This window comes from Hydrophilobacter chitinilyticus, from assembly GCF_049860745.1.
Lineage (GTDB): Bacteria > Pseudomonadota > Gammaproteobacteria > Burkholderiales > Burkholderiaceae_C > Rhodoferax_B.
In genome coordinates, this window is sequence record NZ_CP187561.1 from 540,504 (window position 1) to 566,867 (window position 26,364).

At 62.4% G+C, this 26,364-nt stretch carries 23 protein-coding genes, 1 tRNA gene and 1 riboswitch; of the genes, 7 read left to right on the plus strand and 17 right to left on the minus strand.

The window, feature by feature from the left end; translation table 11 throughout:
• Positions 1-15: 15 nt before the first annotated feature.
• Entirely contained in the window at positions 16-1,080 is a 1,065-nt protein-coding gene (gene cobW, locus ACPWMG_RS02640; RefSeq protein WP_483303118.1) for a cobalamin biosynthesis protein CobW, read from the minus strand.
• Between the two features lie 132 nt (positions 1,081-1,212).
• Positions 1,213-1,472: riboswitch (cobalamin riboswitch) on the minus strand.
• 115 nt (positions 1,473-1,587) lie between these two features.
• Positions 1,588-1,662 (minus strand) — tRNA-Arg (locus ACPWMG_RS02645).
• 155 nt (positions 1,663-1,817) lie between these two features.
• Between ACPWMG_RS02645 and ACPWMG_RS02650 the strand changes: the two genes are divergently transcribed.
• Positions 1,818-2,996 carry an NAD(P)/FAD-dependent oxidoreductase gene (locus ACPWMG_RS02650; protein WP_483303119.1) on the plus strand — a complete coding sequence of 393 codons (1,179 nt, stop codon included), beginning with the start codon at positions 1,818-1,820 and terminating at the stop codon, positions 2,994-2,996.
• Positions 2,997-3,085: 89 nt separating this feature from the next.
• Here ACPWMG_RS02650 and ACPWMG_RS02655 read toward each other — a convergent pair whose 3' ends face one another.
• Complete coding sequence (locus ACPWMG_RS02655; protein ID WP_483303120.1) at positions 3,086-4,642, minus strand: methyl-accepting chemotaxis protein; 1,557 nt, start codon at positions 4,640-4,642, stop codon at positions 3,086-3,088.
• Positions 4,643-4,818: 176 nt separating this feature from the next.
• Here ACPWMG_RS02655 and ACPWMG_RS02660 point away from each other — a divergent pair, with 176 nt between their 5' ends.
• Complete coding sequence (locus ACPWMG_RS02660; RefSeq protein WP_483303121.1) at positions 4,819-5,784, plus strand: AEC family transporter; 966 nt, start codon at positions 4,819-4,821, stop codon at positions 5,782-5,784.
• 13 nt (positions 5,785-5,797) lie between these two features.
• Here the strand turns inward: ACPWMG_RS02660 and priA are convergent, their stop codons facing one another.
• The 5 genes from priA to ACPWMG_RS02685 all read right to left on the minus strand — a co-directional run bounded on the left by priA (position 5,798) and on the right by ACPWMG_RS02685 (position 13,318).
• Positions 5,798-7,942 carry a replication restart helicase PriA gene (gene priA / locus ACPWMG_RS02665; RefSeq protein WP_483303122.1) on the minus strand — a complete coding sequence of 715 codons (2,145 nt, stop codon included), beginning with the start codon at positions 7,940-7,942 and terminating at the stop codon, positions 5,798-5,800.
• A 414-nt stretch (positions 7,943-8,356) separates the two neighbouring features.
• The gene (gene hemE / locus ACPWMG_RS02670) at positions 8,357-9,475 is read right to left on the minus strand and encodes a uroporphyrinogen decarboxylase (RefSeq protein ID WP_483303123.1); all 1,119 of its coding nucleotides are present in this window, start codon (positions 9,473-9,475) and stop codon (positions 8,357-8,359) included.
• 117 nt (positions 9,476-9,592) lie between these two features.
• Complete coding sequence (locus ACPWMG_RS02675; RefSeq protein ID WP_483303124.1) at positions 9,593-10,699, minus strand: hypothetical protein; 1,107 nt, start codon at positions 10,697-10,699, stop codon at positions 9,593-9,595.
• A 52-nt stretch (positions 10,700-10,751) separates the two neighbouring features.
• Positions 10,752-11,195, minus strand: coding sequence for a hypothetical protein (locus tag ACPWMG_RS02680; RefSeq protein WP_483303125.1), 444 nt, complete (start codon positions 11,193-11,195; stop codon positions 10,752-10,754).
• 206 nt (positions 11,196-11,401) lie between these two features.
• Positions 11,402-13,318 (minus strand): sensor histidine kinase, encoded by a 1,917-nt coding sequence (locus tag ACPWMG_RS02685; RefSeq protein WP_483303126.1) that lies wholly within the window; start codon positions 13,316-13,318, stop codon positions 11,402-11,404.
• Between the two features lie 163 nt (positions 13,319-13,481).
• On the opposite strand from ACPWMG_RS02685, the gene ACPWMG_RS02690 reads away from it, so the two are divergent.
• Together ACPWMG_RS02690 and ACPWMG_RS02695 are read left to right on the plus strand one after the other, a co-directional pair.
• Positions 13,482-14,222 (plus strand): response regulator, encoded by a 741-nt coding sequence (locus tag ACPWMG_RS02690; protein WP_483303127.1) that lies wholly within the window; start codon positions 13,482-13,484, stop codon positions 14,220-14,222.
• A gap of 102 nt (positions 14,223-14,324) precedes the next feature.
• Complete coding sequence (locus ACPWMG_RS02695) at positions 14,325-14,915, plus strand: rhomboid family intramembrane serine protease (RefSeq protein WP_483303128.1); 591 nt, start codon at positions 14,325-14,327, stop codon at positions 14,913-14,915.
• Between the two features lie 18 nt (positions 14,916-14,933).
• Here ACPWMG_RS02695 and ACPWMG_RS02700 read toward each other — a convergent pair whose 3' ends face one another.
• The 9 genes from ACPWMG_RS02700 to apaG form a co-directional block, all read right to left on the minus strand.
• Positions 14,934-15,647, minus strand: a complete 714-nt coding sequence (locus ACPWMG_RS02700) for a hypothetical protein (protein WP_483303129.1) — start codon at positions 15,645-15,647, stop codon at positions 14,934-14,936.
• A gap of 74 nt (positions 15,648-15,721) precedes the next feature.
• Positions 15,722-16,174: a CoA-binding protein gene (locus ACPWMG_RS02705; RefSeq protein ID WP_483303130.1), complete on the minus strand. Its 453-nt coding sequence runs from the start codon at positions 16,172-16,174 to the stop codon at positions 15,722-15,724.
• An 8-nt stretch (positions 16,175-16,182) separates the two neighbouring features.
• A complete protein-coding gene (gene thiL, locus ACPWMG_RS02710; RefSeq protein WP_483303131.1) occupies positions 16,183-17,169 on the minus strand; it encodes a thiamine-phosphate kinase in 987 nt (328 codons plus the stop codon).
• 66 nt (positions 17,170-17,235) lie between these two features.
• On the minus strand, positions 17,236-18,510 hold the full coding sequence (locus tag ACPWMG_RS02715) for a cation:proton antiporter (protein WP_483303132.1): 1,275 nt from the start codon (positions 18,508-18,510) through the stop codon (positions 17,236-17,238).
• 69 nt (positions 18,511-18,579) lie between these two features.
• Entirely contained in the window at positions 18,580-19,704 is a 1,125-nt protein-coding gene (locus ACPWMG_RS02720; protein ID WP_483303133.1) for a YbdK family carboxylate-amine ligase, read from the minus strand.
• Positions 19,701-20,966 carry a cation:proton antiporter gene (locus ACPWMG_RS02725; protein WP_483303134.1) on the minus strand — a complete coding sequence of 422 codons (1,266 nt, stop codon included), beginning with the start codon at positions 20,964-20,966 and terminating at the stop codon, positions 19,701-19,703. The genes ACPWMG_RS02720 and ACPWMG_RS02725 overlap by 4 nt, the downstream gene beginning before the upstream one ends.
• Complete coding sequence (locus tag ACPWMG_RS02730; RefSeq protein WP_483303135.1) at positions 20,959-21,510, minus strand: MarR family winged helix-turn-helix transcriptional regulator; 552 nt, start codon at positions 21,508-21,510, stop codon at positions 20,959-20,961. The genes ACPWMG_RS02725 and ACPWMG_RS02730 overlap by 8 nt, the downstream gene beginning before the upstream one ends.
• A 202-nt stretch (positions 21,511-21,712) precedes the next feature.
• Positions 21,713-23,689 (minus strand): site-specific recombinase, encoded by a 1,977-nt coding sequence (locus ACPWMG_RS02735; protein WP_483303136.1) that lies wholly within the window; start codon positions 23,687-23,689, stop codon positions 21,713-21,715.
• A gap of 27 nt (positions 23,690-23,716) precedes the next feature.
• Positions 23,717-24,133, minus strand: coding sequence for a Co2+/Mg2+ efflux protein ApaG (gene apaG / locus ACPWMG_RS02740; RefSeq protein WP_483303137.1), 417 nt, complete (start codon positions 24,131-24,133; stop codon positions 23,717-23,719).
• A 182-nt stretch (positions 24,134-24,315) separates the two neighbouring features.
• Between apaG and rpe the strand changes: the two genes are divergently transcribed.
• The 3 genes from rpe to ACPWMG_RS02755 all read left to right on the plus strand — a co-directional run bounded on the left by rpe (position 24,316) and on the right by ACPWMG_RS02755 (position 26,356).
• The gene (gene rpe / locus ACPWMG_RS02745; protein WP_483303138.1) at positions 24,316-25,011 is read left to right on the plus strand and encodes a ribulose-phosphate 3-epimerase; all 696 of its coding nucleotides are present in this window, start codon (positions 24,316-24,318) and stop codon (positions 25,009-25,011) included.
• A gap of 181 nt (positions 25,012-25,192) precedes the next feature.
• On the plus strand, positions 25,193-25,798 hold the full coding sequence (locus tag ACPWMG_RS02750) for an HNH endonuclease (RefSeq protein ID WP_483303139.1): 606 nt from the start codon (positions 25,193-25,195) through the stop codon (positions 25,796-25,798).
• Positions 25,799-25,996: 198 nt separating this feature from the next.
• Positions 25,997-26,356 carry a ribonuclease E inhibitor RraB gene (locus tag ACPWMG_RS02755; RefSeq protein ID WP_483303140.1) on the plus strand — a complete coding sequence of 120 codons (360 nt, stop codon included), beginning with the start codon at positions 25,997-25,999 and terminating at the stop codon, positions 26,354-26,356.
• The last annotated feature ends 8 nt before the right edge of the window (positions 26,357-26,364 follow it).

Below are 26,364 nucleotides of genomic sequence, written 5' to 3' on the forward strand. Positions count from 1 at the left end.
ACTTCAGCCTGCGGATTAAGCCGCAGCGCTTTCGACCACGGCGCCATTCAGCGCGGCGCGCAAGGCGGCCTCGTCCAAATCGGCGCCAATGAACACCAGCTCGGTGCGCTGCACTTCATCGGTGTTCCAGCGGCGGTCGAAGTGTTGGTCGAAGCGGCGGCCCACGCCTTGCACCAGCAGGCGCATGGGTTTGCCAGGAATCGCCGCAAAGCCTTTGATGCGGTAGATGGTTTGCTGTGCCACCAGTTGCTCCAGCACGGCCAACAGGCGGTCGCGGTCGACCTGTGGCAGCTTCACCACCACCGAGTCGAAGTCGTCATGGTCGTGGTCTTCCTCGTGGTCGTGGTGGCTCTCGCGCAGGTGGATGGTGGTCTCGGCCGCGCGGCCCTGGCCCAGCAGCAGGGCCAGCGGCAAGCGGCCTTCTGTGGCGGTGACGATCTTCACCTCGGCCGGAATCTCGCCGCGGATCAGCGCTTCCACGCTGGCGCGTGCGGCGTCATCCATCAGGTCGGTTTTGTTGAGGATCACCAGGTCGGCGGCCGACAGCTGGTCTTCAAACAGCTCGTGCAGCGGCGAGTCGTGGTCGAGGTTGGGGTCGGCGCGGCGTTGCGCGTCCACGGCCACCGGGTTCTCGGCAAACTGGCCGCTGGCGGCCGCAGGGCCATCGACCACGGTGACCACCGAGTCCACTGTGAACACGTTGGCAATGCCGGGCCATTGGAAGGCCTGCACCAGTGGCTTCGGCAAAGCCAGGCCCGAGGTTTCGATCAGCAGGGCGTCGATGCGGTCGCGCATCTCGGCCAGCTTTTGCATCACCGGGAAGAATTCTTCCTGCACGGTGCAGCACATGCAGCCGTTGGCCAACTCGTACAGCGCGCCGTCGGTGGCGTTGCCTTCGTCGTCGCAGCCGATGCCGCAGCCGCGCAGAATTTCACCGTCGATACCCAACTCGCCAAACTCGTTGACGATGACCGCGATGCGCAGCCCGCCCGCGTTTTGCAGAATGTGGCGCAGCAGCGTGGTTTTGCCACTGCCTAGAAAGCCGGTGACGATGGTGGCGGGAATTTTGCTGGTTTGCATGAAACAGGTTCCTTCAACGGCCCGCGTCCCCGCGGGCATGACTGAAATGGCCGCTGTGGGTGGGGATCGTTGGGGGCTGCCCGGTGGCCGCAAAGGGCTGGTGGGGCATCCCGGCTCGTGCACTCCCGCAGCAACCGAAGTTAGTTCAAGGCCGGTATCCGGGCTTGCGGAGCGTTTGAAGAGCGTGATGCTTTCAAACCAGAGCCCTCGCCTTCCCACGCCGTAGCGCAGTGGCTGCCATGCCTCAAGGCATGGCGTAAGGGTTCCCAAATCCGCTGACCGTTGCGGGGGCAGCGCAGGAATGCCTAGCCATTTGCGGCTGGGTCACCTGCTTCCCGTTTAACCTCGTCGCCGCGCGCGGCATGGAGGCACCTTTGAACCGTGCCAAGCCGCCGATGAAATCGCGCCGACTTGGCCGTTCGATTATATGAAGGCGGGGCGATGCTGCCGTGGCGACCCGGAAATGAAAAAGGCTGGGAGCTTTTGCAAGCTTCCAGCCTTGAAATATGGTCCCGCCGCCAGGAATCGAACCTGGATCTCAGCCTTCGGAGGGCCGAATTCTATCCGTTGAAATACAGCGAGAGCGCTCGGCCGCAGGGGCTGAACAGTCGCGCATTGTAGCCTGCGGAAGGCCCTGGGCTGCGCTCCCCACTATCATTGGCGACCCTGCGGGACGCGGCCCGGTTTTGGTCGATGGGAGTCTCCCTTTGTCTTTTGCGGGAATCTGAAGGAATCTCATGACTCGGTTGGTGATTGTGGGTGGCGGGCATGCCGCAGCCCAGTTGTGTGCGTCGTTGGCCGAAGGCCAATTCAAGGGTGAAATCGTGTTGGTGAGCGAGGAAGCGCACGTGCCGTACCACCGGCCGCCGCTGTCCAAGGCGCTGATCAAAGACGAAGCGCCGGTGTTGCCGGTGCTGCGCCCCGATGGTTTTTACGAAACCGCTGGCATCCAACTGCGCCTGGCCACGCGGGTGCTGGCGATCCACCGCGACGCCAAAACCGTGGACCTGCAGCCCGCGAATGGCGGCGGTGCGGTTGAAACCCTGGCCTACGACCACCTGGTGCTGGCCACCGGCGCACGCGCGCGCCGTCTCCCGGGCTTGCCCGTCAACGCGGGCGGCGTGTTCCAGGTGCGCACGTTTGACGACACCCTCGCGCTGCGCGAAAAGCTGACCACCGTCCAGAACGTGGTGGTGTTGGGCGGCGGTTTCATCGGGCTGGAGCTGGCGGCCACGCTGCACAGCCTGGGCAAAAAGGTCACCGTGCTGGAAGCCGCGCCGCGTTTGCTGACGCGTTCGCTGTCGCCCGAGATGAGCAGCCATCTGCTCGCATGCCATCAAACCAACGGGCTCGACGTGCGTGTGGGCCAGACGGTGGAGCAACTGGTGTGGAACGGCGACCATATTGCCGGTGTGCAGGTGGCGGGTGTGTTGTTGCCGGCCGATGCGCTGCTGGTGGGCATTGGCTCCGAGCCGAACACCGAGCTGGCCTCTGCCGCTGGCCTCGACTGCAACAACGGCGTGGTGGTGAACGAAGCACTGCTTTCGTCGGATGCCAACATCAGTGCCATCGGCGACTGCGTGGCGTTTCACTACCCGCTGCTGGCGCAGCACGTGCGCTTGGAATCGGTGCAAAGCGCCAACGAACAAGCGCGTGCCGTGGCCGCGCGATTGTGTGGCCAGCCGGCCAAGGCGTATGCATCGATGCCGTGGTTCTGGTCGGATCAAGGCGACCTGCGTTTGCAGGTCACTGGCCTGTGGCGGCCAGAGTACCAGAGCACGCTCAAGCCAGGCCCGAAGCCCGGCAGCTTGTCGGTGCTGCACCACGAGAACGGCGAGCTGCGTGCGATCGAGTCGCTGAACTCGCCCATCGACCAGATGACCACGCGCAAGCTGCTGCAAAAAACGATCGTTTAACGCGTTGGGTTGCCCAGCGTCCGATGGCGCTGGTTTAAAAGAAAAAGGCTGCTGACGCCCTATGGGGTTGCGTCAGCAGCTATTCTTTTTTAGAGCTTGAACACGCTCACCAACTGCGTGAGCTTCTCGGCCTGCGTGCGCATCGACGAAGCTGCTGCTGCCGACTCTTCTACCAACGCGGCGTTCTGCTGCGTCACGGTGTCCATGTCGGTCACGGCCTGGTTGATCTGATCGATGCCTTGCGACTGCTCCTGGCTGGCGGCGGCAATCTCCGAGATGATGTCGGTCACGCGCTTCACGCTGGTCACCACCTCGGTCATGGTGGCGCCGGCCTGATCGACCAGTGCGGTGCTTTTCTCCACGCTCTCCACCGAATCGTGGATCAGCGTTTTGATCTCTTTGGCGGCTCCGGCCGAGCGTTGCGCCAAGCCACGCACTTCGCTGGCCACCACCGCAAAGCCACGGCCTTGTTCGCCAGCGCGGGCCGCTTCCACGGCAGCGTTCAGCGCCAGGATGTTGGTTTGGAACGCGATGCCATCGATCACGCCAATGATGTCGACGATCTTCTTCGACGATGAGTTGACGGTGGCCATGGTCTCCACCACCTCGTTCACCACGGCGCCACCCTTGGCTGCCACTTGCGAGGCCGATGCCGCCAACTGGCTGGCCTGGCGCGCGTTGTCGGCGTTTTGTTTGACGGTGGCGGTCAGCTCTTCCATCGACGCGGCGGTTTCTTCCAGCGAGCTGGCTTGGCGCTCGGTGCGGGCCGACAAATCGTTGTTGCCGGCCGCAATTTCGCCGGCGGCGAGGTTGATGGTTTCCGTGCCTTGGCGGACCTCGCCCACGATGTCGGAAATGCTGTCGCGCATGGTGCGCATGGCAAACAGCATGCTGCTGCTATCACCCGGTTTGAGGTCGATGGTCGCCGTCAGGTCGCCTTGGGCGATTTCGTTGGCCAGATGGGAGGCTGCCGTGGGCTCGCCGCCCAGTTGGCGCATCAGCCCACGCGCAATCACCACACCCAGCAGCAACAGAATGGCCAGCAACACCGCCACAAAAATGCACATGGTGATGGCGCGCGACTGGATGGTGGCGTCCACGTTGTCCACATAAACACCCGAGCCGATGATCCAGCCCCAAGGTGTGAAGCCCTTGACGTACGACACCTTGAGCACCGGCTTTTCAGCGCCCGGCTTGGGCCACATGTAGAGCACAAAGTCGGCGCCCGAGGCCTTGGCGACGCGCGCAAATTCGACGAACAAGCGCAGTCCGGTGGGGTCTTTGTTTTCGCTCAGGTCTTTGCCTTCCAGGTCGGGCCTGAAGGGGTGCATGATCATCACGGGCGTGAAGTCATTGATCCAGAAGTATTCATTGCCGCTGTAGCGCAAGGTGCGCAGCGCCTCCATGGCCTGCTTCTTGGCATCGGCCTCGGGCAGCTTGCCGCTGGTGGACTGCGTGTAGTAATAGTTCACCAGGCTGTGAGCGACTTCTACGTTCTGTCGCACGCTAGCTTTGCGCTCATCCATGATCAAGGTGCGCTCCGAATGGAGCATGAACAGGGTAAGCAGGACGACGCCGATCAGGGCGCCAAGGTTGAGGACTCCGAGCCTTTTGGCGATCGTGAGGTTTTGCAGGCTCTTAAGCATGGCACGGTCTCCGGTGGCAACTGTAGGGAAGCTACTTGCGCCTTCGGGATGCACGCTATTCTTTTTGAAAATTCATCGTAACAGGATGCTTCCTGTTTGTATGCTCAGGGAAACTCGGGTTCGGAGGCCATGGTTGTGCGGTCACCACAAGCTGTTTCCAAGGCGACAATTGCGCCGTGCTAAATGTCTTAACCGTCACTTTTCCGTTCTTCGCGCTGGTGCTCGCCGGCTACATTGCCGCCCGCCGGCGTTGGCTCCCGTTGGAGTCGATCTCGGGGCTTAACGGCTTTGTGCTGTACTTTGCGCTACCGTGTATGTTGTACCGTTTTGGGGCCACCACGCCGCTGGCGCGCCTGCTCGACTTCAAGCTGTTTGCCGTCTACCTGCTGTGCGCAGCGGTGATGGTGGCGCTGGTGGTGCGCACCAGCCTGAATGCGCGCGTGCGCTGGAACGATGCCGCCTTTGGCGCGCTGGTCGCGGCGTTTCCCAACACCGGTTTCATGGGCGTACCGCTGTTGGTGGCCTTGTTTGGCGCCAAGGCCGCCGGGCCGGCCATGCTGACCATCGTGGTTGATTTGTTGTTCACTTCGTCGCTGTGCATTGCACTGTCGCGCCTCGATGGGGCCGACGAACATGGCGCCAGCAAGGCCGCGCGCCGCGCCTTGCGCGGGGTGGCGGTCAACCCCATGCCCTGGGCGATTGTGTTGGGCGTGTTGACCTCGGCCACACAACTGCAATTGCCGCAGCCGTTGAACCAGACCATCGGCATGTTGGCCGATGCGGCGTCGCCCGTGGCGCTGTTCACCATTGGTGCGGTACTGGCGCGTTCACAAGCCGTGGCCGCGCATGGCCACCACGCCCCGCTGCTGTTGCGCGACTACCTGCCGGTGGCGCTGTTCAAGCTGATCCTGCACCCGCTGCTGGTGGCCGGAGTGGGCTTTGGTGCCATCGCCATGGGTGTGCCGCTCGACCGCTTTGCGCTCACCATGGTGGTGCTGGCGGCAGCGCTGCCGAGTGCCAGTAATGTGTCGTTGCTGGCCGAGCGGTTTGGCGCGGACACGGGGCGTATCGCGCGCATCATTTTGATCTCCACTGCCGCCGCGTTTTTCACGTTCTCTGGCGCCGTCGCCTGGCTGGGTTAACTGGGTTAAAGCCCTAAATCGCCTGCGGATCGACATCCACCGCCCAGCGCACCAAGCCCTTGGCTTCGGGGTGGCTGCGGGCGGCGCGCAGCACCGGTTGCCAGGCCGACAAGAAGCGCTGCAGCGCGCTGCGCGTCGGGCACTCCACCAACATTTGCGCACGTTCGACATTCGCCACGCGTTGGATGGTCATGGGCACGGCAGGAAAAAGCGTTACCTGGTCGCTGCCGGGCAACGCTGCTTCCACGGCGGCGGCGCTGGCCTGGTTCAAGAAGGCTTGTGCGGCTTCTTGCGTGCGGGCATCGGCGCGCACCAGCGCCTGGAAGCAAAACGGCGGCATGTGGGCGCCACGGCGTTCTTCGAGTTGTTCTTTGGCAAAGGCCGGGTAGTCGTGGCGGCGCAGCGCGGCGAACAGCGCGTGCTGTGGGTGCTGGGTTTGCACCCACATTTCGCTGGCGTCGGCCTGAGCAGCATCGCGCCCGGCGCGGCCACCGGCTTGCATTAGCAGGCTGAACAAGCGCTCAGGCGCGCGAAAGTCGCTGGAGAACAGCGCGCCATCGGCGTTGAGCGCGGCCACTAGGGTGATGCGCCGAAAGTCGTGGCCCTTGGCGATCATCTGGGTGCCCACCAACACGTCAACCTCGCCGGTGTGCACCTCGGCCAGTTGGGTCTCCAGCGTGCCTTTGTGTTTGGTGCTGTCGGCATCGATGCGCGCAATGCGCACCGGGCGGCCTTGCGGGTGTTCTACGTTGGCCAGCAGCTCGGCCAGGTGTTCTTCCAGGCGCTCGGTGCCACGGCCAATGGGCGCAATGTCGGGGTCGCCGCATGCCGGGCACTGGCGTGGCACGGCTTCGGCAAAGCCGCAGTGGTGGCAACGCAGGCTGCGGTCGATCTTGTGGAACACGCGGTAGGCGCTGCAGTTGGGGCATTCGCTTTTCCACTCGCAGGTGCCGCAGGCCAGCACCGGGGCGTAACCGCGCCGGTTCAGCAGCACCATGCTTTGCTCGCCGCGTGCGATGCGCTGCTGGATGGCGTCAATCAACGCCGGCGCAAACACGGTTTTGCGGCGCTGCAGGTTCATGTCGACCAGCCGCACCTTGGGCAGGGCACCTGCGCCAATGCGCGACGGCATGGCCAGCCGCTGGTAGCGCCCGCCTTCGTCGGCCGGGCGGCTGTGGTGCCAGCTCTCAATCGACGGCGTGGCCGAGCCCAGGATGACGCGGCAGTGGCCTGGTGCGGCGTCGGGGCCAGCCATGTCGCATTCCATCTTGCTGCGGAACACCGCCATGTCGCGCGCCGAATAACGCGCGCCTTCTTGTTGTTTGTAGCTCGGGTCGTGTTCTTCGTCGACCACGATCAGGCGCAGCCGGGGCATGGACGCAAACACTGCCATCCGCGTGCCGAGCACGATGCGTGCGCCGCCGCTCAATGGGCCAAGGTGAGCCGACAGCCAACTCTTCAGCCGCTGAGGCGGTGTGAGGCCGCTGTGCATGGCGACCACCGACGCCGCACCGTAACGCGGCTCGAAGCGGCTGCGAAAACGTTCTTCGAGCTGCGGTGTGAGGTTGATCTCGGGCACCATGATCAGCGCTTGCGCGGCCGGGTCGCTGTCCAGCAACTGCTGCACGGCTTGTAAATAGACCTCGGTCTTGCCGCTGCCGGTGGCGCCAAACAGCAAAAACGGGCCGGGCTGGGTTTGCAGTTCGGCCATCACCAGGGTTTGCTCCGGGCTCAGGGGCATGCTGTTGTCGGCCATGCTTTCGGCCGTTGCGGGTGCTTTTTTGGCTGGCGCCCGTTTCAAGCGCCGCGCCAATTGCTCGGCTGTGAGATCGCGCAAGGCAGGCGGCAAGGCGGCCAAAGCCACCTCGCCCATGCCGCGTTGGTAGTACTGGGCAGCAAACTGCACCAATCTGCGCCACGAACTGGATAGCGGTGCAATGCCGTCCAGCACCGCGCTGGTGTGTTTGAGCTCGCCGGTGGCGGCCACCGCAGCGTCTTCGGGCGGCGTGTCCCACACCACGCCCAGCGTTTCGCGCTTGCCCAACGGTACGCGCACCAAGGTTCCTGGTGAGAGCGGGGACTCACTTAGGTAGCTCAGCGGCCCGGCTACGGCACTGTGGGCCGGTGTTTGGACAACGATGGAAACGGCGTGCGGCATGCGTTGGAAGAGTTGGCGCTTGGTGTTGATGTGTTCTGGCGAAAGCGGCGCTAAGTGATTGATTTGTAGCCCTATTCACAGGCATCCAAGTTTTCTGTGGATAACTTTGTTGATATCTGCCCTTGAGACGCTGCGAAGCCTTGTAAATCAACGCATTCGTTGGATTGCCTGAAAAAAATGCAAAAGTTAAATCTTATACAAATCAACCACTTACGTGAGCTATTGGTTTCATAGCATCACTAGCCCATGGGGCCTTAGGACTTATGTCACATGCCCGGTTTTTGTGCATAAGTAAGGCTGGCGGCACCGGGGTTTTGGGGATTTCATGGTATACGCCCGCAGGCTGCAGGCCCCGTATGCAGGTTTGGTTGAGGGGCTAGTTGAGCCCTCAACCTAGCCAATATCGGCTCGATTTCAACCCGCACGGATGCGCCGCGACGCGGCATGCACCGCCGCCACCAGCGCCGCCACATGGTCTGGCGGCGTGTGTTGGCTGATGCCATGGCCCAGGTTGAAGATGTGGGTGGGGCCGGTGCCTTCGCCCATGTGGGGCTTGCCAAAACTCTGCACCACTTTCTCGACCTCGGCTTCAATTTGCGCGGGTGGGGCGAACAACACGATCGGATCGATGTTGCCTTGCAACGCTTTGCCGGGGCTTGTGCCGCTGCTGCTCGCCAGGCCACCCACGCGCGCACGCGCCTTGGCGAGGTTCACCGTCCAGTCCAGGCCCAGCACTTCGCAGCTCAACTCGGACATCTCGTCCAGCCACAGGCCGCCGCCCTTGGTGAAGACGATGCGCGGCACGCGGGCGCCGTCCGGGCCGCTGGCCTTTAACTGGCGCAGCACGCGCTGCGTGTAGTTGAGGCTGAAGGTCTGGAAAGCGCCATCGGCCAACACGCCACCCCAACTGTCGAAAATCATCACTGCTTGGGCGCCGGCGTCGATTTGCGCATTCAGGTATGCGGCCACGGCATCGGCGTTGGTTTGCAGCATGTGGTGCATCAGATCCGGGCGGCTGTAGAGCATGGACTTGACCAGGCGGTAGTCGTCCGAGCCTTGGCCCTCGACCATGTAGCAGGCCAGCGTCCATGGGCTGCCCGAAAAGCCGATCAGCGGCACACGTCCGTTCAGCGCCTTTCGGATGCTGGTGACTGCATCAAACACGTAGCGCAGCTTGTTCAGGTCGGGCACTTGCAACGCCTGTACGGCGGCTTCGTCGCGCACCGGGTAGGCAAAGCGCGGGCCTTCGCCTGCGGCAAAGCTCAGGCCCAGGCCCATGGCGTCGGGCACGGTGAGGATGTCGGAGAACAGAATCGCCGCGTCCAGCGGAAAGCGCTCCAGCGGCTGCAGCGTGACCTCGGTGGCGTAGTCGGTGTTGGTGGCCAGCCCCATGAAGCTACCGGCCTTGGCGCGCGTGGCCAGGTACTCGGGCAGGTAGCGCCCGGCCTGGCGCATCAGCCAGATGGGGGTGTGGTCAGTGGATTGGCGCAGACAAGCGCGCAGGAAGCTGTCGTTTTGGAGTGGCGCAAACATGGGGGCATTGTCGCAGGGCTGTGCACCCCTTTGCACCGGATATCGCGTTGGTGGCCCCCTTCCCGTGCTGCGTTCATACAGATTGTGGTTGTACATGGTGATCTCCACCTGTGGCAGTTAGCGGCTGGGCGTCGACGGCCCGGCATCGAATGTGTGGGCCTTGGCATTCAAACCCAGGGCATGGCCTACCTTGTTGAGCGCGTCTCCCAGGTCGTTGAAGCCAGCATTCACCTCTTGTTTGGCCCATACGCCGCCGTTGACCAGCTTGTCGCCCACGGCACGCGTCTCGGCCAATGTGGCACGCGCGCCCTCGGTGCTGGCGTGGCCCGCCCATGCGGCAGCGCTTTCCAATCCGTGTGCTGCGGCGTTCAGCTCATAACCTGCATGCCGATAGGCTTTGCGTGCCCATGATTCAGCCGCCTTGGTGCGATGGGCCAGCGCCAGCGCATGGTTGGCTTTGGCAAACGTGTCGCGCAGGGTCTGCTCGGATTTCATGCTGCCCTTTTGCAGCGACACGGCGGTTTTCTCCAGCGCGGCGGTGGTGGCATCCAAATCCTTCTTCTCCAGGCCCGAGGCGCGCGCGGCTTCCAGGCGTACGTAGGATTCGGCCTTGCGCACTTCAGTGGCAGCTGCCTGGTAGTCCTTCTTCGCAAATGCCTCGACAGCAGCCCTGAAGTGAACTTGCGGCTCTTCCACCACAGGAACCCAGGTGGCCGCGTCGACCACCAGCCAACGGCGTTCAAGGTCGGCGCGTGAAGCCTTGTCCAGCGTCTGGTCCAGCGCTTTCGTGCCAGGGATTTGCCCTGCTTTGATGCGTGCAGCGGTGGCGTCCAGCGTTTTGGTCAGCATCCGCAGGCGGGCTTGGGTGTCGCGTGCCTGTTGCATGTCGGCGGCGGCTTGTTGTCTGTCCAGCGTGGCGACTTTGTCGGCTTGGGCTTCCAGTGCACGGGCTGCTGCAGTGATGGACTGCGCGGCCAGCGCGTTGTCTTTGTTGACCAATGCGGCGCGGGCGGCCGCGATGTTGCGGCTGACGTCGTCCAGCACCGGGGTGTAGGTTTCGTCGTCGAACTCTATCCAGTGGTCGGGTGATGTCGCGGCGTTGCCTCGGCTGGCCAAGGAGGCCGCAGGCGCTGCGGTGCCGGTGTTCTGGGCTCTCGCCGGTGCAGACAAAGTGCCGATGGCCGTGAACAGCGCGATCGCAACAAGAGTCGGGCGGGTGTGCATGATGCCTCCTTGAGTTTTCATTTGTGAGAGTCGAGTTGCTGACGCGATGGGCTTACTTGGCGTTGCCTTTCCAATGGACGTACACATCGCGCCCAGTCTTGCCATCGAGCGTGACTTCACGTGTTTCGCTCTGGCCGTGGAAGCGCGCATTGATGCGGTACTTGCCGGGCGACAACATGGCGTAGGTCAAGGGGCCAGCATCGCTCAGTTGCAGCACGGGGACACCGCGCATGTCGGTCACCAAGACCGAGACATCGGCCACGAATTCGTTGTCTTTACGTTCAGAAAAGATCATGCGCAAAGGCCAGTCTTTGGCCGTCTTGCGCATGAATTGCTCTTCGTCGCTGCCAATGCCGCCGTTGAGGAAGGTGGTGGCGCGCACTGGCTCCACCACAATCAATTCGTCTTGTGCATGGGCTGGCAAAGTGGCGACGGTCAAGGCGGTGGCCGACAAAAGGCTGAGCAATGCGCCGCGGGTGGTTGAGGTGAGTGTCATGGCATTTCTCCTTAAAGTTCAGCTAGGGCGGTATGGCTTCTGAGCGTCGCCTTTGGAAGGCGGTGGTTTCGAAGTCCATGGCTTTGACTGTAGAAATGCGGGGACTGGCACAACAGTGCCGAAGGTCATGAGTGCTGCATGCGCTTGGTCACGATGTGTATGCCACTGGCCGCAGATGTGAACGGGGGGCAGATGGGCCAAGCGATTCAAAGGGCGAATTCGAGCCGGATGCGCGTGCCTTGTCCGGCACGGCTTTCAATCGTCAACTGAGCGCCGAGTAAAGCGGCCTGCTCGTGAATCCCGTTCAGGCCATAGTGGCCAGGGTGCTTTTGGCGAACGTCGAAGCCCACACCGTTGTCTGAGATTTCAACGCACATCGTGGCGCTCAACGTTGATAGATCGGGAGAGTGGGCCACTCTCTGCGTAAGAACTACCAACGCCTGGCTGGCTTGTGCGTGCCGTGCCACATTGCGCAGCGCTTCTTCGACGATGCGGAAGATGGTCTCGGCGCGGTCGCCCGCCAATTGGGCCACCACCGGGTCTGCATGCAGCTGCGCGTCTATCGCACTGCGCCCGGAGAAGCGGCTCAGCAGGTCTTGCAGCGCATTGCCAAGGCCAATCTCGCCTGCGCCGTTGTGGCGCATCTCGGTGATGGCGGCTCGGGCTTCGGTCAAGCCGTCTGCGGCCACCTGTTCGGCGCGGCCCAGTTCCTCGTCCAGCTCATGCGGGGCCATGCGGTCGCGCAGTTTGCGCGCCAGGCGTATCTGTGTGAGCAGCGCCATCAAAGAGTGGGCCAGGGTGTCGTGCAGTTCGCGTGCAATGCGTAAACGCTCACGCACCAAGGATGCGGCGCGGGCTTCGTCAGCCAGACGCTCGATGCGCGCGCTGCGCTCGGCCACGCGAGCATCCAGTGCGGCATTCAAGTCGGCCAGGGCGTGTTTTTCCTGCTGGAGCTGGTGGATGGTGTCGGCCAAAACGGTGCCGATCTGATGCACCTCGTCACGCCCGGTGGGTGGGCTGATGTTCTGCCGCTCGCCGCGTCGTACGGCGCTGGTCTGCTGGGCCAGTGCGCCCAGCCTGCGGGTTAGGATGTGCGCCAGCCAAATGGCAATGACTGCCCCCACCATGCCGGACAGCAGCACGACGGTGAAGACCGTGTTGCGCAAGCCGCGCGCAGGCGCCAGGGCGGTGTAGGCGGTCTCTCGTACCACCACATTCCAGCGCGGCATGCTGGGCCGCCCTGTGGCGTCTTGGGCCGCGCTGCGGCTTTCGAGCCAGTTGTCGGTATCGCGCGCGCGCACCTCCGCCATGGTTTTGCCGATGGACCCCACGGGGCCGGCGATCACCGTGCCGTCTTCGGCCGTGAAAAACAATTCGAGCGCGCGGTTGGTGGTCAATTGGGTGAGCAAACGCGCGCGCAGTTGCCCCAACCAGGTTTGGGACAGATGTGCGCCCAAGACTCCCACGTTCACCCCAACATTCATTCCCGGATGGCCCTCAACATTCGGGCCGCCGTTGTGGGTGATCGGCACCGCCAGCGTCACGATCTGTGGAGAGAGCGGGCTCGCGTTAGGTATCGGCCCCAGACCCTGTGCCACGCCGTTGGTGGGCGTGACAATGGTGGCCGCCGTTCGGCCCTGCTGAAACCAGGCCCGCTGCGCCACAGAGTCCGTCTCCAGCGGCGGGCCGATGGCAGCCATGACGCGCCCTTGTGCATCGGCCACACCCAGCCAGGCAAAGTCTGGAAACTCGGCGCGCACCGCCTGAAGATGCAGGCTCAAAGCGTCTGCCCCACGGTCGGCAGAGGCCACGATCTGTGCTGCGGTGGCCTGCAAAATGGACGTGTGCGTGCTGAGTTGCATGGCCACGGCATGGCGTGCCTGCGTGGCGTATTGGGTGAGCAGTTGTTCGGTGTCGTGGCGCACCCGATTTTCCGCTACGTATGACGCCACAAATGCCGCCGCAAACGCACACAGCAGGGTCACGCAGGCAATGGCCCAGCCAATGGCGGCTGCGAGCTGAAAGCGTGGGTTGAAATTGCGAAACAGGCCGCGCCGCTCTTTCACGATAGGGGCCGCCGTCACGGGCCGCAGCGTGGCGGTGCCGTCATCAAAAAGTGTCATTGGTCACTGGCAGGGGAAAGGGCTTGTGGGTTACGCTGGTACACATGCACGTTGTTGTGGCGCCATTATTTGGCGCCGCTGCCGTCCTGAAACAAGGGCATGTGTCTTGTTGTGTAACCAAAGGCGGAGAGCCTCGCGACGTGCTGAGAAAGTGAGATTGGCCATGGTTCTTGATGAAACCGCACCTCCGGCGCTACGCCTGCTGATCGTGGACGACCAGCCGCTGATCCGCCGTGGCCTGGCGATGATGCTCGCCGCTGAAGCCAACATTGTGGTGGTGGGGCAAGCCGCCGACGGCCTGGATGCTATTGACCAGGCGCTGGCCACGCAGCCCGATGTGGTGGTGATGGACTTGCAGATGCCACGCGCCAGCGGCGTGGTAGCCACGCGCGAGATCACGGCCAAATTGCCGGCCACCAAGGTGGTGGTGTTGACCACTTTTGACCATGACGAGTTGGTGTTCGACGCCATCCAAGCCGGGGCGCAAGCCTATTTGCTCAAGGACGCGGCAGAGGCCGAGGTGCTGGACACCATCCGTGCCGTGCACCGAGGTGAATCCCGCCTGTCGCCCACCATTGCGCGTAAGGTTTTGAATCAGTTCAGAACTGTGGCGAATCGCGCTTCTGCGGAACCATCTGCACTGGCGCCTGTCCCAAGCTCAGAAGACATGTCGGTGTCTGCACCGGCACATGCAACGGCAAAGCCTGCATTGGATGAACCATTGACCGCCAAGGAAGAACGCATTTTGGATTTGTTGGCCCAGGGGAAAAGCAACAAGGTGATTGCGGCCACCGTGTTTTTGGCCGAGGGTACGGTTAAAAATTACGTGAGCCGCATCATGGAAAAGCTGCACACCCGAAGCCGGGTTGAACTGGCTTTGCGCGCTGCGGGGCGGCGCGATTAACGGGTTTGACACGAGCGCGTAATGGGACACTCTCCCTGCCGTCCCTCCAACTTCATGCAACATACGGCCATCGAATTCGTTTACATCTCTTTCATCTAGCCTATGCCACCCATTACCCAAGCCTTGATCGTCGTCAACGTGTTGGCGTTTTTTCTCGACCAGTTCATGGGCAACCTGTTGACCCAATGGTTCGCGCTGTGGCCGCTGAATTCCGGCCTGTTCATGCCTTGGCAGGTGGTGAGCTACGCGTTCTTGCATGGCGGGCTGACCCACTTGGCATTCAACATGTTCGGCCTGTGGATGTTTGGCCGCGATCTGGAAGAAGTGTGGGGCCCACGCCGCTTTGCCACCTTCTACTTTGCGAGTGTGTTGGGTGCGGCGGGGCTGCAGTTGGTCATCAACGGTGTGTTGGGTAGCCGTGCGCCAGTGATTGGTGCGTCGGGCGGTTTGTTTGGTGTGATGTTGGGTTTTGCGATGGTGTTTCCGTACCGCAAGATCACGCCGCTGATCCCGCCCATTCCCATGCCTGCGTGGTTGTTTGTACTGCTGTACGGCGCGCTGGAGCTGTACCTGGGTGTGACTGGCACGATGAGCGGCGTGGCGCACTTTGCGCACTTGGGTGGTTTGCTGGGCGGCTGGCTGACGATTCGCTACTGGCGCGGTTTGGTTCCGTTTGGCAGCCGCTGGAAATGATGGGTAGAAATGGGCCGGTCAGCGCACCGGTAAAAACTGCAGAAACACGCCGCCCACCATGTTCTGCACATAGGTGATCACGGCGCGGCGGTACTTCTCGGTCACGGCGGCGGCCAGCAGGTCGAGCCGGCCGATGATCTTGCCAAACTCGCGCTCGAAACTCAGATTGCGGTCTTGCGCGTTGATCTCGTCGGCCAGCAGCAGCGGCTGGCCCGCAGCGTTGCGCCGGTTGGACAGCATCCACGCCGCAATCTCCATGTTGCGCGCGGAGTTGTAGAGGTGCTGGGCGTCCAGGCTGTCGAGCAAGTAAAACGAGGTTTTGCCGCCGTGTGCGGTCACCAGCATGTCGGCATTGGCGACGATGAAGGCGGCCACGCGGTCGCCACTGAAGTCGGGCGAGAGCGCAAGGGCCAGCGCCTTGATGTCGCGCTGGCCTTTGAGTTCTGTCCACGGCAGGCGAGACTCCATCGCCGCGCGGATTTGGCCCAGCGCTTCTTCACGGCTGGTCACGCCGTTCAGGCTGGTCTTACGCCACTCGGCCGGGTTGCGCCGGTACAGCTTGTCGGCCAGGCGCATCAGGCTGGCAAAGTTGTCCCGCATGCCGAGCGTGGCAATCCGGTTGATGTCCGACTGCGCAATTTCTCCGCCGGATGTGGGCTCGCCTTCGACCGGCTTGTGTGGGTCGGCAGGCGTGTCAAACGCCGTGCAGCCCGCCAGGCTGGTGAACGCCATGGCGCCCAGGCTCCAGCGGTGCCATTGCCGGCGGCTGAAAGAAAACGGTCGCTGCGCCACGCCAAACCCGCAGATTACAAACCACCCTGGGCCGACAGCCGCGCGTATTCCACCGTGATGCAGCGGTTCTGCACCACCAGCAGGCCGGCGGCTTCGGCCTTGGCTGCCGCTTCCTCATGCCAGATGCCGAGCTGCAGCCAAATGGCCTTGGCGCCGATGGCAATCGCCTCGTCAACGATGGGCGGAATGTCGGCGCTGTTGCGGAAGCAGTTCACCAGGTCGATGGGCTTATCCATCGGTTGTGCCGCAGCTGCAGCGGTCAGGGTGGGGTAGGCCACTTCGCCCAGAATCTGCGTGGCGTTGGGGTTCACCGGCACGATGTGAAAGCCGTGGCGCTGCATGGTGGCCGACACCGAAAAACTGTCGCGGTGCGGCTTGGGCGACAAACCTACCACGGCGATGTGTCGCGTTTGGCGAAAGATCTGGCGCATGGTGGCGGCAATAGCGGTGGCGTCAGGCTGAGGCATGGCAAAGCTCACTTGAAATGATCGAACGAATCAAACTGTTGGGCCACGGGGGCGCCGTCACGGTTGACCACACGCACGCCCGGTGCGGCTTCGATTTGGCCGATGCGGGTGACCGGTGTGTTGGCCTGTGCAGCGGCGGCCAACACCGCTTCGCGTGCGGTGGCGGGGGCGGTAAACACCAGTTCGTAGTCGTCGCCACCGGCCAGCGCCAGGCTGAGCTTCTGCTCAAAGGAAAAAAGGCCTTCTACGCAATCTGGGTGAGCGCAGACAGCTACTAAATTTGATGCGGCTTCAGCGTTGATCTGCACACCTACGTTGGATGCGCGCAGGATGTGGCCTAGGTCGCCGAGCAGGCCATCGCTCACATCGGCTGCAGCGCTGGCAATGCCGCGCAAAGCCATGCCGAGGGCGACGCGCGGCGTGGGTTGCTCCATGCGCAAACGGGCTTGTTGGAACAGCGCTTCAGGGATTGATGCGGTGCCGCGAAACACTTCCAACGCCAGGCGTGCGTCGCCTAGCGTGCCGCTCACATACAGGTCGTCGCCCGCCCGCGCGCCGCTGCGCAACAGGGCTTGGGTGGTACCACTTCCTTTGGGCACTTCGCCAAACACGGTGATGCAGATGTTGAGTGGGCCGCGCGTGGTGTCGCCGCCAATCAGCTCGCAGCCGTGTTCATCGGCCAGCGCCAGCAGACCGCGTGAAAACGGTTCCAACCAGGCTTCTTCGGCGCGTGGCAAAGCCAACGCCAAGGTGAAGGCCAGTGGCTTCGCGCCGCAAGCCGCCAGGTCGCTCAAGTTCACCGCCAGCGCCTTGTGGCCTAAACGTGCAGGGTCTACGGTGCTGAGGAAGTGGCGGCCTTCGACCAGCATGTCACTGGAGATGGCTAACTGTGTGCCGGGCTTGGGGGCGAGCAATGCGCAGTCGTCACCCACGCCGAGCACGGCGTCGCGCACGGGGCGGGTGAAGAAGCGGGCGATGAGGTCAAATTCACCCATGGTGGGTTTGGTGTCTACGGTGTGTGGTGGCCCAACAGAGGTTGGGCCGCCGGGGAATGAAGAAAATCAGTGTGCGGTGGTGGCTGACGTTGCCGGTGTGCCTTCGGTGTGGGCGGTAGGGCCGTGGTCGGTCACGGAACTGTCGTTGTGCACGCCCAGCTTGTCACCCGAACTGCGCAGCGCGCGTGAGGCAATCGGCGGGCCAATGGTTTCCAAGATGGCGACCGCTGCCAACACCACTGAGCCCACGATGGCGGCCTCTTTGGGGAACAGATCGGTCATGGTGTTGACCAGGCCAATCGCCAGGCCCGCCATGGGCAGCAGCAGCGGCCCGGTGGCAAGCGCCTGGCGATTCGGCAAACCAAAGGCCAGGCCGGTAGCGGTGACGCCCACGATCTTGGCGACCGCGCGGGCGAGCAAAAAGACACCCGCAGCGGCCGCGTAATTCATCATCTCGGCCACATGCAAACCAGCACCGGCGTTGACGAACAACACAATGAAGAACAGCTCGAACGAGGGGCCGAATTCGATATCCGCGATGAGGTTGCCGCGCTCAATGCTGCGTACCACGGCGCCCAGCACCAGGGGCGCAAACAGCGGCGACAGCTTCAGCAGCATCGAACCACCCAGCGTGAGCGACACCGCGCCCACCACCAGTGCCAGTTGGTATTGCTTGGCGTCCTTGGTGCGCCGCGCTGCGTGGTGCAAGGCAAAGCCCACCACAGCACCCAACGCGGCCGAGCCGAAGAACTGGTACAGCGGCGCCATGATGGTGGTGCCCATCGACGAGCCCGACTGCGTGTATAGGCCGGGCAACAGGGCAGAGAACACCGCAAAGGCTAATACGTTGTTCAGTGCCAGCAGCGACTTGGTGCGCTCGGTGACCGGGCCGGCCGCGCCGAGTTCGTGCGCCACGTGGATCAACACCGCAGGCGACGACGAGATGGCAATCGCCGAGATCACCGCCGCAGGCAAGCCGGTGATGCCGACAAAGCTCAGGCCGTAGAACACACACACAAACGTCAATGCGCTTTCGACCACGGCAATGATGAGCACCGAACGGTCTTTGGCCAAGGCCTTCACGTCGAGCGATAACCCTAAGCGGTAGAGGATCAGGCCGAGCGCCACATCGATGATGACGCGAAAGTTGGCCAAGGCTTCATGGCTGACCAAGTGCAGCACGTTGGGGCCGGCAATAAAACCGACGAGCATGAAACCGGTAATGCTGGGCAGCCAGGGCCAGCGGTGAGCCAGGTAGCCGCCAATAGATCCGCAAAACAGCAAGAAGCCGAAGAACAGGAGCAGGTTGCTCTCAAGAGGCCAATTTGGCAGGAAGTCCATTGGTGCCCTTCGAGAAAAAAGAAGCCCACATGATAGCGGGCTACTTTGTCTTGCTGGGCGGGGTTTGGGCTAGCTTTTCGCTCCGCGAAAGAGCTTGGACGACAGCCGCACCACCTCGGCCAGCAACTGCTCCTGGCTTTGGCGCGTGCGCAGCCAACGGGCGTCGTTCTGGTTGCGCGCAACGTCGTTTTTCAGCAACTGGATGGACTGCGTGGCGCCCACGGCTTGGGCATGCCGCTCGATCTGGCCCATGGTGTATTGGATGTGGTCGCGCAGCGCCATGTGTTCGCCAGTGACCGGGTCCACATACACCGCATCCAGCCCGAAGCGGCAGGCCTGGAAGCGGTTGTAGGTGTAGACCAGGTAGTCGTCTTCCGTGGGGATGAAGGGCTGGTCTTCCAGAAACCAATGCGCCAGTGACTGCACGTAGCCCGCCAGTGCGGCGGCGCGTTCTACCGTGAGCGGTGTGTCGAACACCCGAATCTCAATCGTGCCGTATTCGGGCTTGGGGCGGATGTCCCAGTAAAAGTCCTTCATGCTTTTGACCACGCCGGTGCGCGTCATCTTGTCGAAGAAGGCTTCAAACTCCGACCACTGCAGCACAAACGGCGCGCGGCCCGAGAGCGGAAACGCAAACACCGAATTCAACCGTGCCGAGTCAAACGCCGTATCCTGCCCCTGCACATACGGCGACGAGGCCGAGAGTGCAATGCAATGCGGGATGTAGCGCGACATGCGGTGCAGCATCAGCAGCGCGCTGTCGGCATCGGGGCAGCCGATGTGCACGTGCTGGCCGAAGATGGTGAACTGCTTCGACAAGTAGCCGTACAGGTCTTCCAGCTCGCGAAAGCGCGGCTTGTCGTAGATGCGCTGCTCGTGCCACATTTGGAACGGGTGGGTGCCGCCGCCAGTGATGGCGATGTTGAGCTTGTCGGCGCTTTGCACCAGCGCATCGCGCAGCGGCGTGAGCTGCGACAGCACATCACTGGCCGATTGGCAGACGTCGGTCGAGATCTCGATCATGCTTGACGTCATCTCGGGCACCACGCTGCCCGGCAGCTTGTGCTTGGCCATCAGGCGCAGCATGTCGTCAGCGTAGGGGGCCAGGTCGTAGTCGTTGGTGTTGACGAGTTGCAACTCCAGTTCAACGCCAAGCGACAACGCGGCCGACTTTCCAAAGGGTCCCAAACTCATGACAAGTCTCCACGGTTGCTGTTGGATGCAGAGGGCGAAGATGGGCCGGAAGTCCACGGCCGTGCGGCTTCACCCGCACGCGTCAGCGCCACCGTGGCCACAAAGCCACCCAACACCTCCATCAACAAAATTGCGGGCAGCGCAATGCTGGTGAGCTGCGGTGCAAACTCAGGCGAAGCCCCGGCGAACAGCGAGATCAACAACAGCGCGACAGACGACATGGGCAACATGGCGCAGCCCACCCACAGGGCTTGTTTGGGCTTGAGCCCGCTGCCAAAACTGGCGACGGTGACCCCCAGAACCTTGGCCGCTGCACGCACCACCACCAGGGTGAGCGCCACGATCACCGCCGCTTGTTGCCACGGTGCCTGTGCGGCGGCGGTGGACACCAGTACAAACATCAGCATGGTGAGCATGGCGCCGGCCGTGCCCAGTTGGCGCGGCCAGATCCATGGGCGTGCGTGCAGTTGCTTCAGCAGCATGCCGGTCAACAACGCGGTGAGCGCTGCGGAGCCACCCAGCGACGCCGCGCCTGCCGCTCCTGCGGCAATCAAGGCCAGCAGCAGCATGGAGGTGTTTTCACTCGACGGGCTCATGACGCGCAGCGCCGAACGCATGGCAAAGGTGGCCAGGGCCGCCACCATGATGGACACACCAAACACGCGCACGATGGGGTAGATGGTAGCCAGCAGGTCGGCGTGCGGCGCTTCCATGCCCGCCGTGGCGGTGCCCAGCGTCAGCGCGTAAAGCGTGTTCAGCGTTGACAAGGCCATGGCCCGTTCGGTGACCGGGCCGGAGGCTTTGGAGTCCATGACCACGCGCGTCAACACGGCGGGCGACGCCACGATGCTGACGATGGCGAGCATGCGCGCCAGGCTGTTCTCCAGGCCAAAGGCCGTGAGCACCCAATACACCGCGATAAAGGTGGCTGCCGATTCGACCAGGCTTTGCACCAGCACCATGGGGTTGTGGCGAAACCAGCGCAGCGAAATGCGCGCGCCGGCTTCAAACAGCACCACGGCAATGCCCAGTTCCAGCAAAAACAAACCCGTGCCTTGCAGCGGCCACGCCACGCCGGTAAAGCCCACAAACCCGGCGGCTGCGCCCACGATGGAGTAACCCGCCACTTTGGGCAAACCGGTGTAGCGGCGTACCAAATAACCCACCACGGCGGCAACCGCCAACAACAACGACCACGCCACGGTGGCCGAGCCTGCGGTGGGCGCAGCGCCTTGGGTCCAGAAAGCCAAAAATTCATTCATCCGTGGAGTCCTTTTGAGGCGGGCTGTTGTGCAGCACATCGCCTTCTCGCAGGGCCGTGACCGGCAGCGGATCGGCATCGATCTTTTGCCCGCCCAGGCGTTGCAGCATGGCTTGCAGCCCGCCGTTGAGTTGTTGAAGCCCGGTGTCGTCGAGTTCGTCTATCAGCGTTTTTAAAAGCCCGCTACCACCGCCCCGGCTTTGCGACAACTGCGCTTGGGCTTGGGGTGTGGCGTGCAGCAGCACGGTGCGCTGGTCTTTCTCCAGTCGCGTGCGCGTGACCAACCCCGACGCCACCAAGTGGCGCAGCATGTTGCTGATGGACGGCAGGCTGAGTCGCATCTTCGACGCCAGGGATGACACCGTGAGCCCAGGGTGCTGGGCCACCAAAGTCAGGGCGCGCACTTCTGCTGAGGACAAGCCCGTGGCCTGCTCCAACTGCCGATAGTCTTCCTGCGCGGCCCAGAAAAGGCTGCGCAGGGCTTTCAGCGCCTCAGCCTCTTGGTCTTCACGGGGCGTGACGGGCGTAGCAGTTGGGGTCAGCACAGGGCTTGATGAAGCCGGACCGGTAGAGGAAGGTTTCATCGACGGTTTTACCGATTAAAAGTGTTTGAGTGTGCGGAACCATTCTAGGACTCGGTTGCCGCCGTGTTTGCAGGCAAAGACCTACAAAGCGTGTGCGCAAGTTGCCACCAGGGAATACCCTGGCGGCCAGCGCGGGGTGAACCTGTTGGTTCTGTCAGCGTCGCTATCGACGCTTGGTCGGCAACAGGAAGCTCAGTGGCTCGCGCCTGAAGCGTGCCCACAGCGCAGAGCGGATGCGCAGCCGGTCGGTGCGGCCCACGCTGTGCGCTTGCAAAGCCACGCGGAACGCAAAGAAGAAGCTGACGATCAAGTTCAGCGCGCCAATGAACGGAATGGCCGCCAGACACCACCACAGTTGGTGGTTGCCCAGCACGTCCCAGCCCATGGCGGAGACGGCGGCGGCCAGTTGGCCTGTGGAAAGCGTGACGTGCCGCACATCCAGTCCCAGGCCAAAGAAGGTGGAAAACGCTGGCACCAGCCCGAGCATGAAGCCGAGCGAAATGTTCGAGGCAAAGCCCGAAATGTTTTCGCGCATGAAGGTCGACCAGCGCGCGGCGCGGGCCGGGCCCAGAAAACGCGTGATACGCGGGTTGTAGCGCAGCGCCGAATCCAGCCGGTGCAGCACAAACCAGTTTTCTGCCCAGCCGGCAATGATGCTGGCCGCAAACAACAACAAGCCGGTGAAGGCCGCAAAGGGCAACGCCCAACTGCGGATGTCCAGCGTGTCGAGCACGTGGTGCGCCGTCTGGGCGTTGATCATGGTGTGGCCAAAGAAGTATTGCCAGGCCGCGCTGATGGCCAGCACCACCGGGAACACCATGAACACGTTGCCCAACACGGCGGCCACTTGCGACTTCACCAAGTGGCTGACCTCGTCGACAAACTCCGACACCGCTCCCGGCGTGGACAGAGTCTTCAGCTTGGCGGCCAAGGCGGGCGCCGTCATGGCGGGCTGCTTGGTGGCCAGCGTGCAATGCAGTAGTTGGATCAGCACAAACGATGCGGCGTAAACGATGGCCAGCCAGAAGCCGTTCCAGAAGGCCGAAAGCGCCAGCGCACCCACCATGAACTTGAGCAGCGTGGTCAGGCCGGTGAGGGCGCCGCCGCCTGCGGCTTTGCGCAGCATGCTCAGGTATTCGCTGGTGTCGCGGGTGATGTAGTGCACGCCGGTTTCGGCGCTGCGCTCGGTCACCTTGGTGGCCAGCAGGGTGGAGTTGGCCCGCACCAGCGCTCGCAGGCTGCTGCGGTCGCGGCCCAGCATCGCCATGTGGGCCAAGAAGCGCACCGCCACGGGGCCGGGGCTGGCGGGCAATACCAGTTCCAACAACTCGCGGATGCGCAACACGCGCTCGCGCATTTGCCGCAGGCGAAACACCATGCCCACCGAAATGCCGTTTTCTTCCAGGTGGGCGTAGACCGACGCGGCGGCGTGCCGGCAGGCGTCGAGCCGCGCGCGAAAACGCTGCACCATCTGGGCCAGCGCGGCTTCGTGTTCCGGCGTGTGGCCCAGGGTGTCGCGCAGCGCCTGCACATCCACGTCGAGCATGTGGAATGGGCGGGTGGCCAACGTTTTGTCGCTCATGCGCAATCGCAGCTCGGATGAGAACCCGGCCGCCTGCATTTGGGTGGTGCAGTAGGCAATGGCATCGAGCACGGTGTTGCGTCCGGCCAGCGACAGATGGTCGGCAGAGCCCGTGAGCAGCGTGGCCAGGGCCGTGGCTTGGGTGTCGGGAATGGCGCCGAGCCAGCGGGCGTCGTCGGGGTGGTTGAACACCAGCGAAAACAGCTCGCTGGCGTCGATGGTGTCGGGTGTGCTGGGCAGCAGCTTGCGGCGCAGGCGTTCACCCACTTCGGTGATGAAGGCGCTGCGCGGGGCAAAGCCAAAGTCGGCCAGCAGGGTGGTCACGTCGACCGAAGCCAGCAACACGCGCCACCACTGCTGCAGGCGCAGCGCCAGGACAGGGTCGGCCGAGACGGTGTCGATGAAGATTTGCAGCCGCTCCAGCGCTTGTGTGGGGTCGGCTTTGGGGCCGCGTATCCAGGCTACCGCCTGGATCAACCAGAGGTTGCGTTGGGTCAGCGGGGCGTGCGGATCCAGCGCCGAGAAAAACGTGCTCAGCGGATTGAGGCCTTTGGTCATGCGAGGGTCAATGTCATGCAGTGGCATTCAGTGCAGATTGCGCGCGGCGGGGAACGCGGGCGCATCGGCGTCGTGAGGGGCGGTTGAAGCGTCCAGCACAAACGGTGGAATGGGCGCCTCGAAGCGTTCGCCGTCTTCGGCCACACAAAAGTAGTGGCCCTGCATGCTGCCAAAGGCGGTGCGCAACACGCAGCCGCTGGTGTATTGAAAAGCCTCGCCCGGTTTGAGCAAGGGCTGGTGGCCCACCACGCCCAGGCCTTTGACTTCTTGAATGCCGCCTTCTTGGTCGACGATGTGCCAGAAGCGCGAAATCAACTGCGCGGCGACGTCGCCACGGTTGGTGATGGTGATGGTGTACGAGTAAGCGAAATGTGCGTGCGCCGGAGCAGACTGCTCGGGCAGGTACGCCGAAAGCACTTCAACGTCGAATTGGTATTTGGACATGGGTGCGTTCTTAAAATGGGGCATCCTGCGAAAATGCAGGGTATTTGCAAGACTAGTTGCAAGGATACGCAATCCGCAGTTTTACCAGTGCCTGGTCGGGATTTTTGTAGGCGCGCGGCTCGGCTGCATTCCGCTATGTGAACAGGCTGCTGGTATTAGAACCAGATCCCACGAGTATTTTCATGACAAAAGCTTCTACCCAATACCGCATCGCGCCGTCGATATTGTCGGCTGATTTCGCCCGCCTCGGCGACGAAGTCCAAAACGTCATCCAGGCCGGTGCCGACTGGATCCACTTCGACGTGATGGACAACCATTACGTGCCGAACCTGACCTTCGGTCCCATGATCTGCAGCGCGCTCAAGCCGCACGCCAAGCAGGCCGATGGCACGCCCGTGCCGATCGACGTGCATTTGATGGTCAAGCCCGTGGATGCCTTGGCCGCCGCGTTTGCCGATGCTGGCGCAGACCTGATCAGCTTTCACCCCGAAGGCACCGAACACGTGCACCGCAGCGTGCAAGCCATCAAGGCCAAGGGCTGCAAGGCCGGGCTGGTGTTCAACCCCGCGACCAGCATGGATGTGCTGGACTGGGTGATCGAGGACCTCGACCTGATCTTGATCATGAGCGTCAACCCCGGTTTTGGTGGTCAAAGCTTCATTGACTCGGCGTTGCGCAAGGTCGAGCAAGCGCGCAAACGCATCGAAGCCAGCGGCCGCGACATTCGCCTGGAAGTGGACGGCGGCATCAAGATCGACAACATCGCCAGCGTGGCCTCGGCCGGTGCCGACACCTTTGTGGCCGGCAGCGCCATCTTCGGCAAGCCGGATTACGCCAGCGTGATCAGAAGCATGCGCGAGCAGCTTGCGACTGTTTAATTAACTAAGCAGTGCCGCCATCGGCGACGTCCGTAGCATGGAGCAGCGCATCCAACCGCAGGACGCGCACGCCGCCATATTCAATGCAACAATGTGATCCAGCCGACCGGGATCCTCTCCGCTTCGTTCCGGGTTTCGGTCCGGTGAGCTTCGGCGTTAGGCCTAATTGGCGACACTCCGCATGCAACCTCAAGAAGAATCCATTGCAGAGCTTCGTAAACATCGAGAGGCCCTCGAAAGAGCGGTCGCACGCGGAAGTTCCGGCAAATGGGCACTACGCCTCTGGAGCAAGTTCATCCGCTGTAGAGACGGAGGGGGTTGCATTAATTGCGGGAGCCTTAAGCGCGTTCAGGCTCACCACATCGTTCGCAAGACGCTATATCCTTGGGGTGCGCTCAAAACTGGCAATGGAATCAGCCTTTGCGGAGACTGTCACCGGAAAATTCATGCGCAGTTCAATGGTCGCCCCGATTTAGCACTACCCCTCGGAGCCGAGCAAGGTGATGATCAAGATGAGTGGTCATACTTATTTGGTTTGCTGCATGAAGACGCGCGCAATCGCGGCGTCCCAGAGGATGAGTTCTATTACTTCGGCGATCACATGCTCAGATTCTTTGTGAAATGCCAAGGCTATGAGGCCATGCTGGCCTTGGTTATGGCGGGCAGGATGTCTCGCATCCGATTTGCTCATGAGATCTGGAGATCAATGCCGCAGCAGTTCTATACAAACTTCATTACAGAACTTGTCCGATTGAACTTTCCTCATCTAAAAAAGGGCCAAGCATGAGGCCATTGCCTAAGCCATTTGCATTGCATTCCCGCCTAACTGGTTGGTCAAGTCGACGCCTACAAGCTCCGCTTGCGGGTGCCCTCCGTGCTCCGCACTCCGGCGCGGCTTACCGCGAGCGTTAGTCTTATGACAATGACAAGCCGAACCCGTTGCGTTCTCTTAGCCCTTGTTTTGACGGTCGGAGCATTTTCATCCTTGGCACAACCATCAAGCAGAATTCAACTCGGGCAATTGGAGGAAATGTTCTCCAGCATTCGCGCCAAGACAAAGTGGAACGTGGATGGCCCATTGTTGTGGGGATACTTTTTCTTCGATTCAGATCCGGAGAAGTTGAAAAGGGCGGCTTCCGAACTTGAAAGTTCTGGGTATCGCCTCGTGAATCTAGATCAAGTTGAGGGACCGCCCCTTTATCGACTCCACGTTGAAAAGGTAGAGACGCATACTCCTGCGTCCTTACACGCGCGCAACAGCCAGTTTTACTCTTTGGCGGAACGATTTTCCTTGGCGTCTTACGACGGTATGGACGTTGGTCCGGCGCCGGGGGCGATCAAATGAGGTGGGCT

What these genes read in the sequence shown, in the direction of transcription:
- ACPWMG_RS02655 (WP_483303120.1), bottom strand. Translation starts at nt 4,642, where the DNA reads ATGCTTAAGAGCCTGCAAAACCTCACGATCGCCAAAAGGCTCGGAGTC.
- ACPWMG_RS02695 (WP_483303128.1), top strand. Translation starts at nt 14,325, where the DNA reads ATGCCACCCATTACCCAAGCCTTGATCGTCGTCAACGTGTTGGCGTTT.
- ACPWMG_RS02720 (WP_483303133.1), bottom strand. Translation starts at nt 19,704, where the DNA reads ATGAGTTTGGGACCCTTTGGAAAGTCGGCCGCGTTGTCGCTTGGCGTT.
- ACPWMG_RS02650 (WP_483303119.1), top strand. Translation starts at nt 1,818, where the DNA reads ATGACTCGGTTGGTGATTGTGGGTGGCGGGCATGCCGCAGCCCAGTTG.
- ACPWMG_RS02705 (WP_483303130.1), bottom strand. Translation starts at nt 16,174, where the DNA reads ATGCCTCAGCCTGACGCCACCGCTATTGCCGCCACCATGCGCCAGATC.
- ACPWMG_RS02680 (WP_483303125.1), bottom strand. Translation starts at nt 11,195, where the DNA reads ATGACACTCACCTCAACCACCCGCGGCGCATTGCTCAGCCTTTTGTCG.
- ACPWMG_RS02675 (WP_483303124.1), bottom strand. Translation starts at nt 10,699, where the DNA reads ATGCACACCCGCCCGACTCTTGTTGCGATCGCGCTGTTCACGGCCATC.
- thiL (WP_483303131.1), bottom strand. Translation starts at nt 17,169, where the DNA reads ATGGGTGAATTTGACCTCATCGCCCGCTTCTTCACCCGCCCCGTGCGC.
- ACPWMG_RS02725 (WP_483303134.1), bottom strand. Translation starts at nt 20,966, where the DNA reads ATGAATGAATTTTTGGCTTTCTGGACCCAAGGCGCTGCGCCCACCGCA.
- ACPWMG_RS02700 (WP_483303129.1), bottom strand. Translation starts at nt 15,647, where the DNA reads ATGGCGTTCACCAGCCTGGCGGGCTGCACGGCGTTTGACACGCCTGCC.
- hemE (WP_483303123.1), bottom strand. Translation starts at nt 9,475, where the DNA reads ATGTTTGCGCCACTCCAAAACGACAGCTTCCTGCGCGCTTGTCTGCGC.
- cobW (WP_483303118.1), bottom strand. Translation starts at nt 1,080, where the DNA reads ATGCAAACCAGCAAAATTCCCGCCACCATCGTCACCGGCTTTCTAGGC.
- rpe (WP_483303138.1), top strand. Translation starts at nt 24,316, where the DNA reads ATGACAAAAGCTTCTACCCAATACCGCATCGCGCCGTCGATATTGTCG.
- ACPWMG_RS02685 (WP_483303126.1), bottom strand. Translation starts at nt 13,318, where the DNA reads ATGACACTTTTTGATGACGGCACCGCCACGCTGCGGCCCGTGACGGCG.
- priA (WP_483303122.1), bottom strand. Translation starts at nt 7,942, where the DNA reads ATGCCGCACGCCGTTTCCATCGTTGTCCAAACACCGGCCCACAGTGCC.
- ACPWMG_RS02735 (WP_483303136.1), bottom strand. Translation starts at nt 23,689, where the DNA reads ATGACCAAAGGCCTCAATCCGCTGAGCACGTTTTTCTCGGCGCTGGAT.
- apaG (WP_483303137.1), bottom strand. Translation starts at nt 24,133, where the DNA reads ATGTCCAAATACCAATTCGACGTTGAAGTGCTTTCGGCGTACCTGCCC.
- ACPWMG_RS02690 (WP_483303127.1), top strand. Translation starts at nt 13,482, where the DNA reads ATGGTTCTTGATGAAACCGCACCTCCGGCGCTACGCCTGCTGATCGTG.
- ACPWMG_RS02715 (WP_483303132.1), bottom strand. Translation starts at nt 18,510, where the DNA reads ATGGACTTCCTGCCAAATTGGCCTCTTGAGAGCAACCTGCTCCTGTTC.
- ACPWMG_RS02750 (WP_483303139.1), top strand. Translation starts at nt 25,193, where the DNA reads ATGCAACCTCAAGAAGAATCCATTGCAGAGCTTCGTAAACATCGAGAG.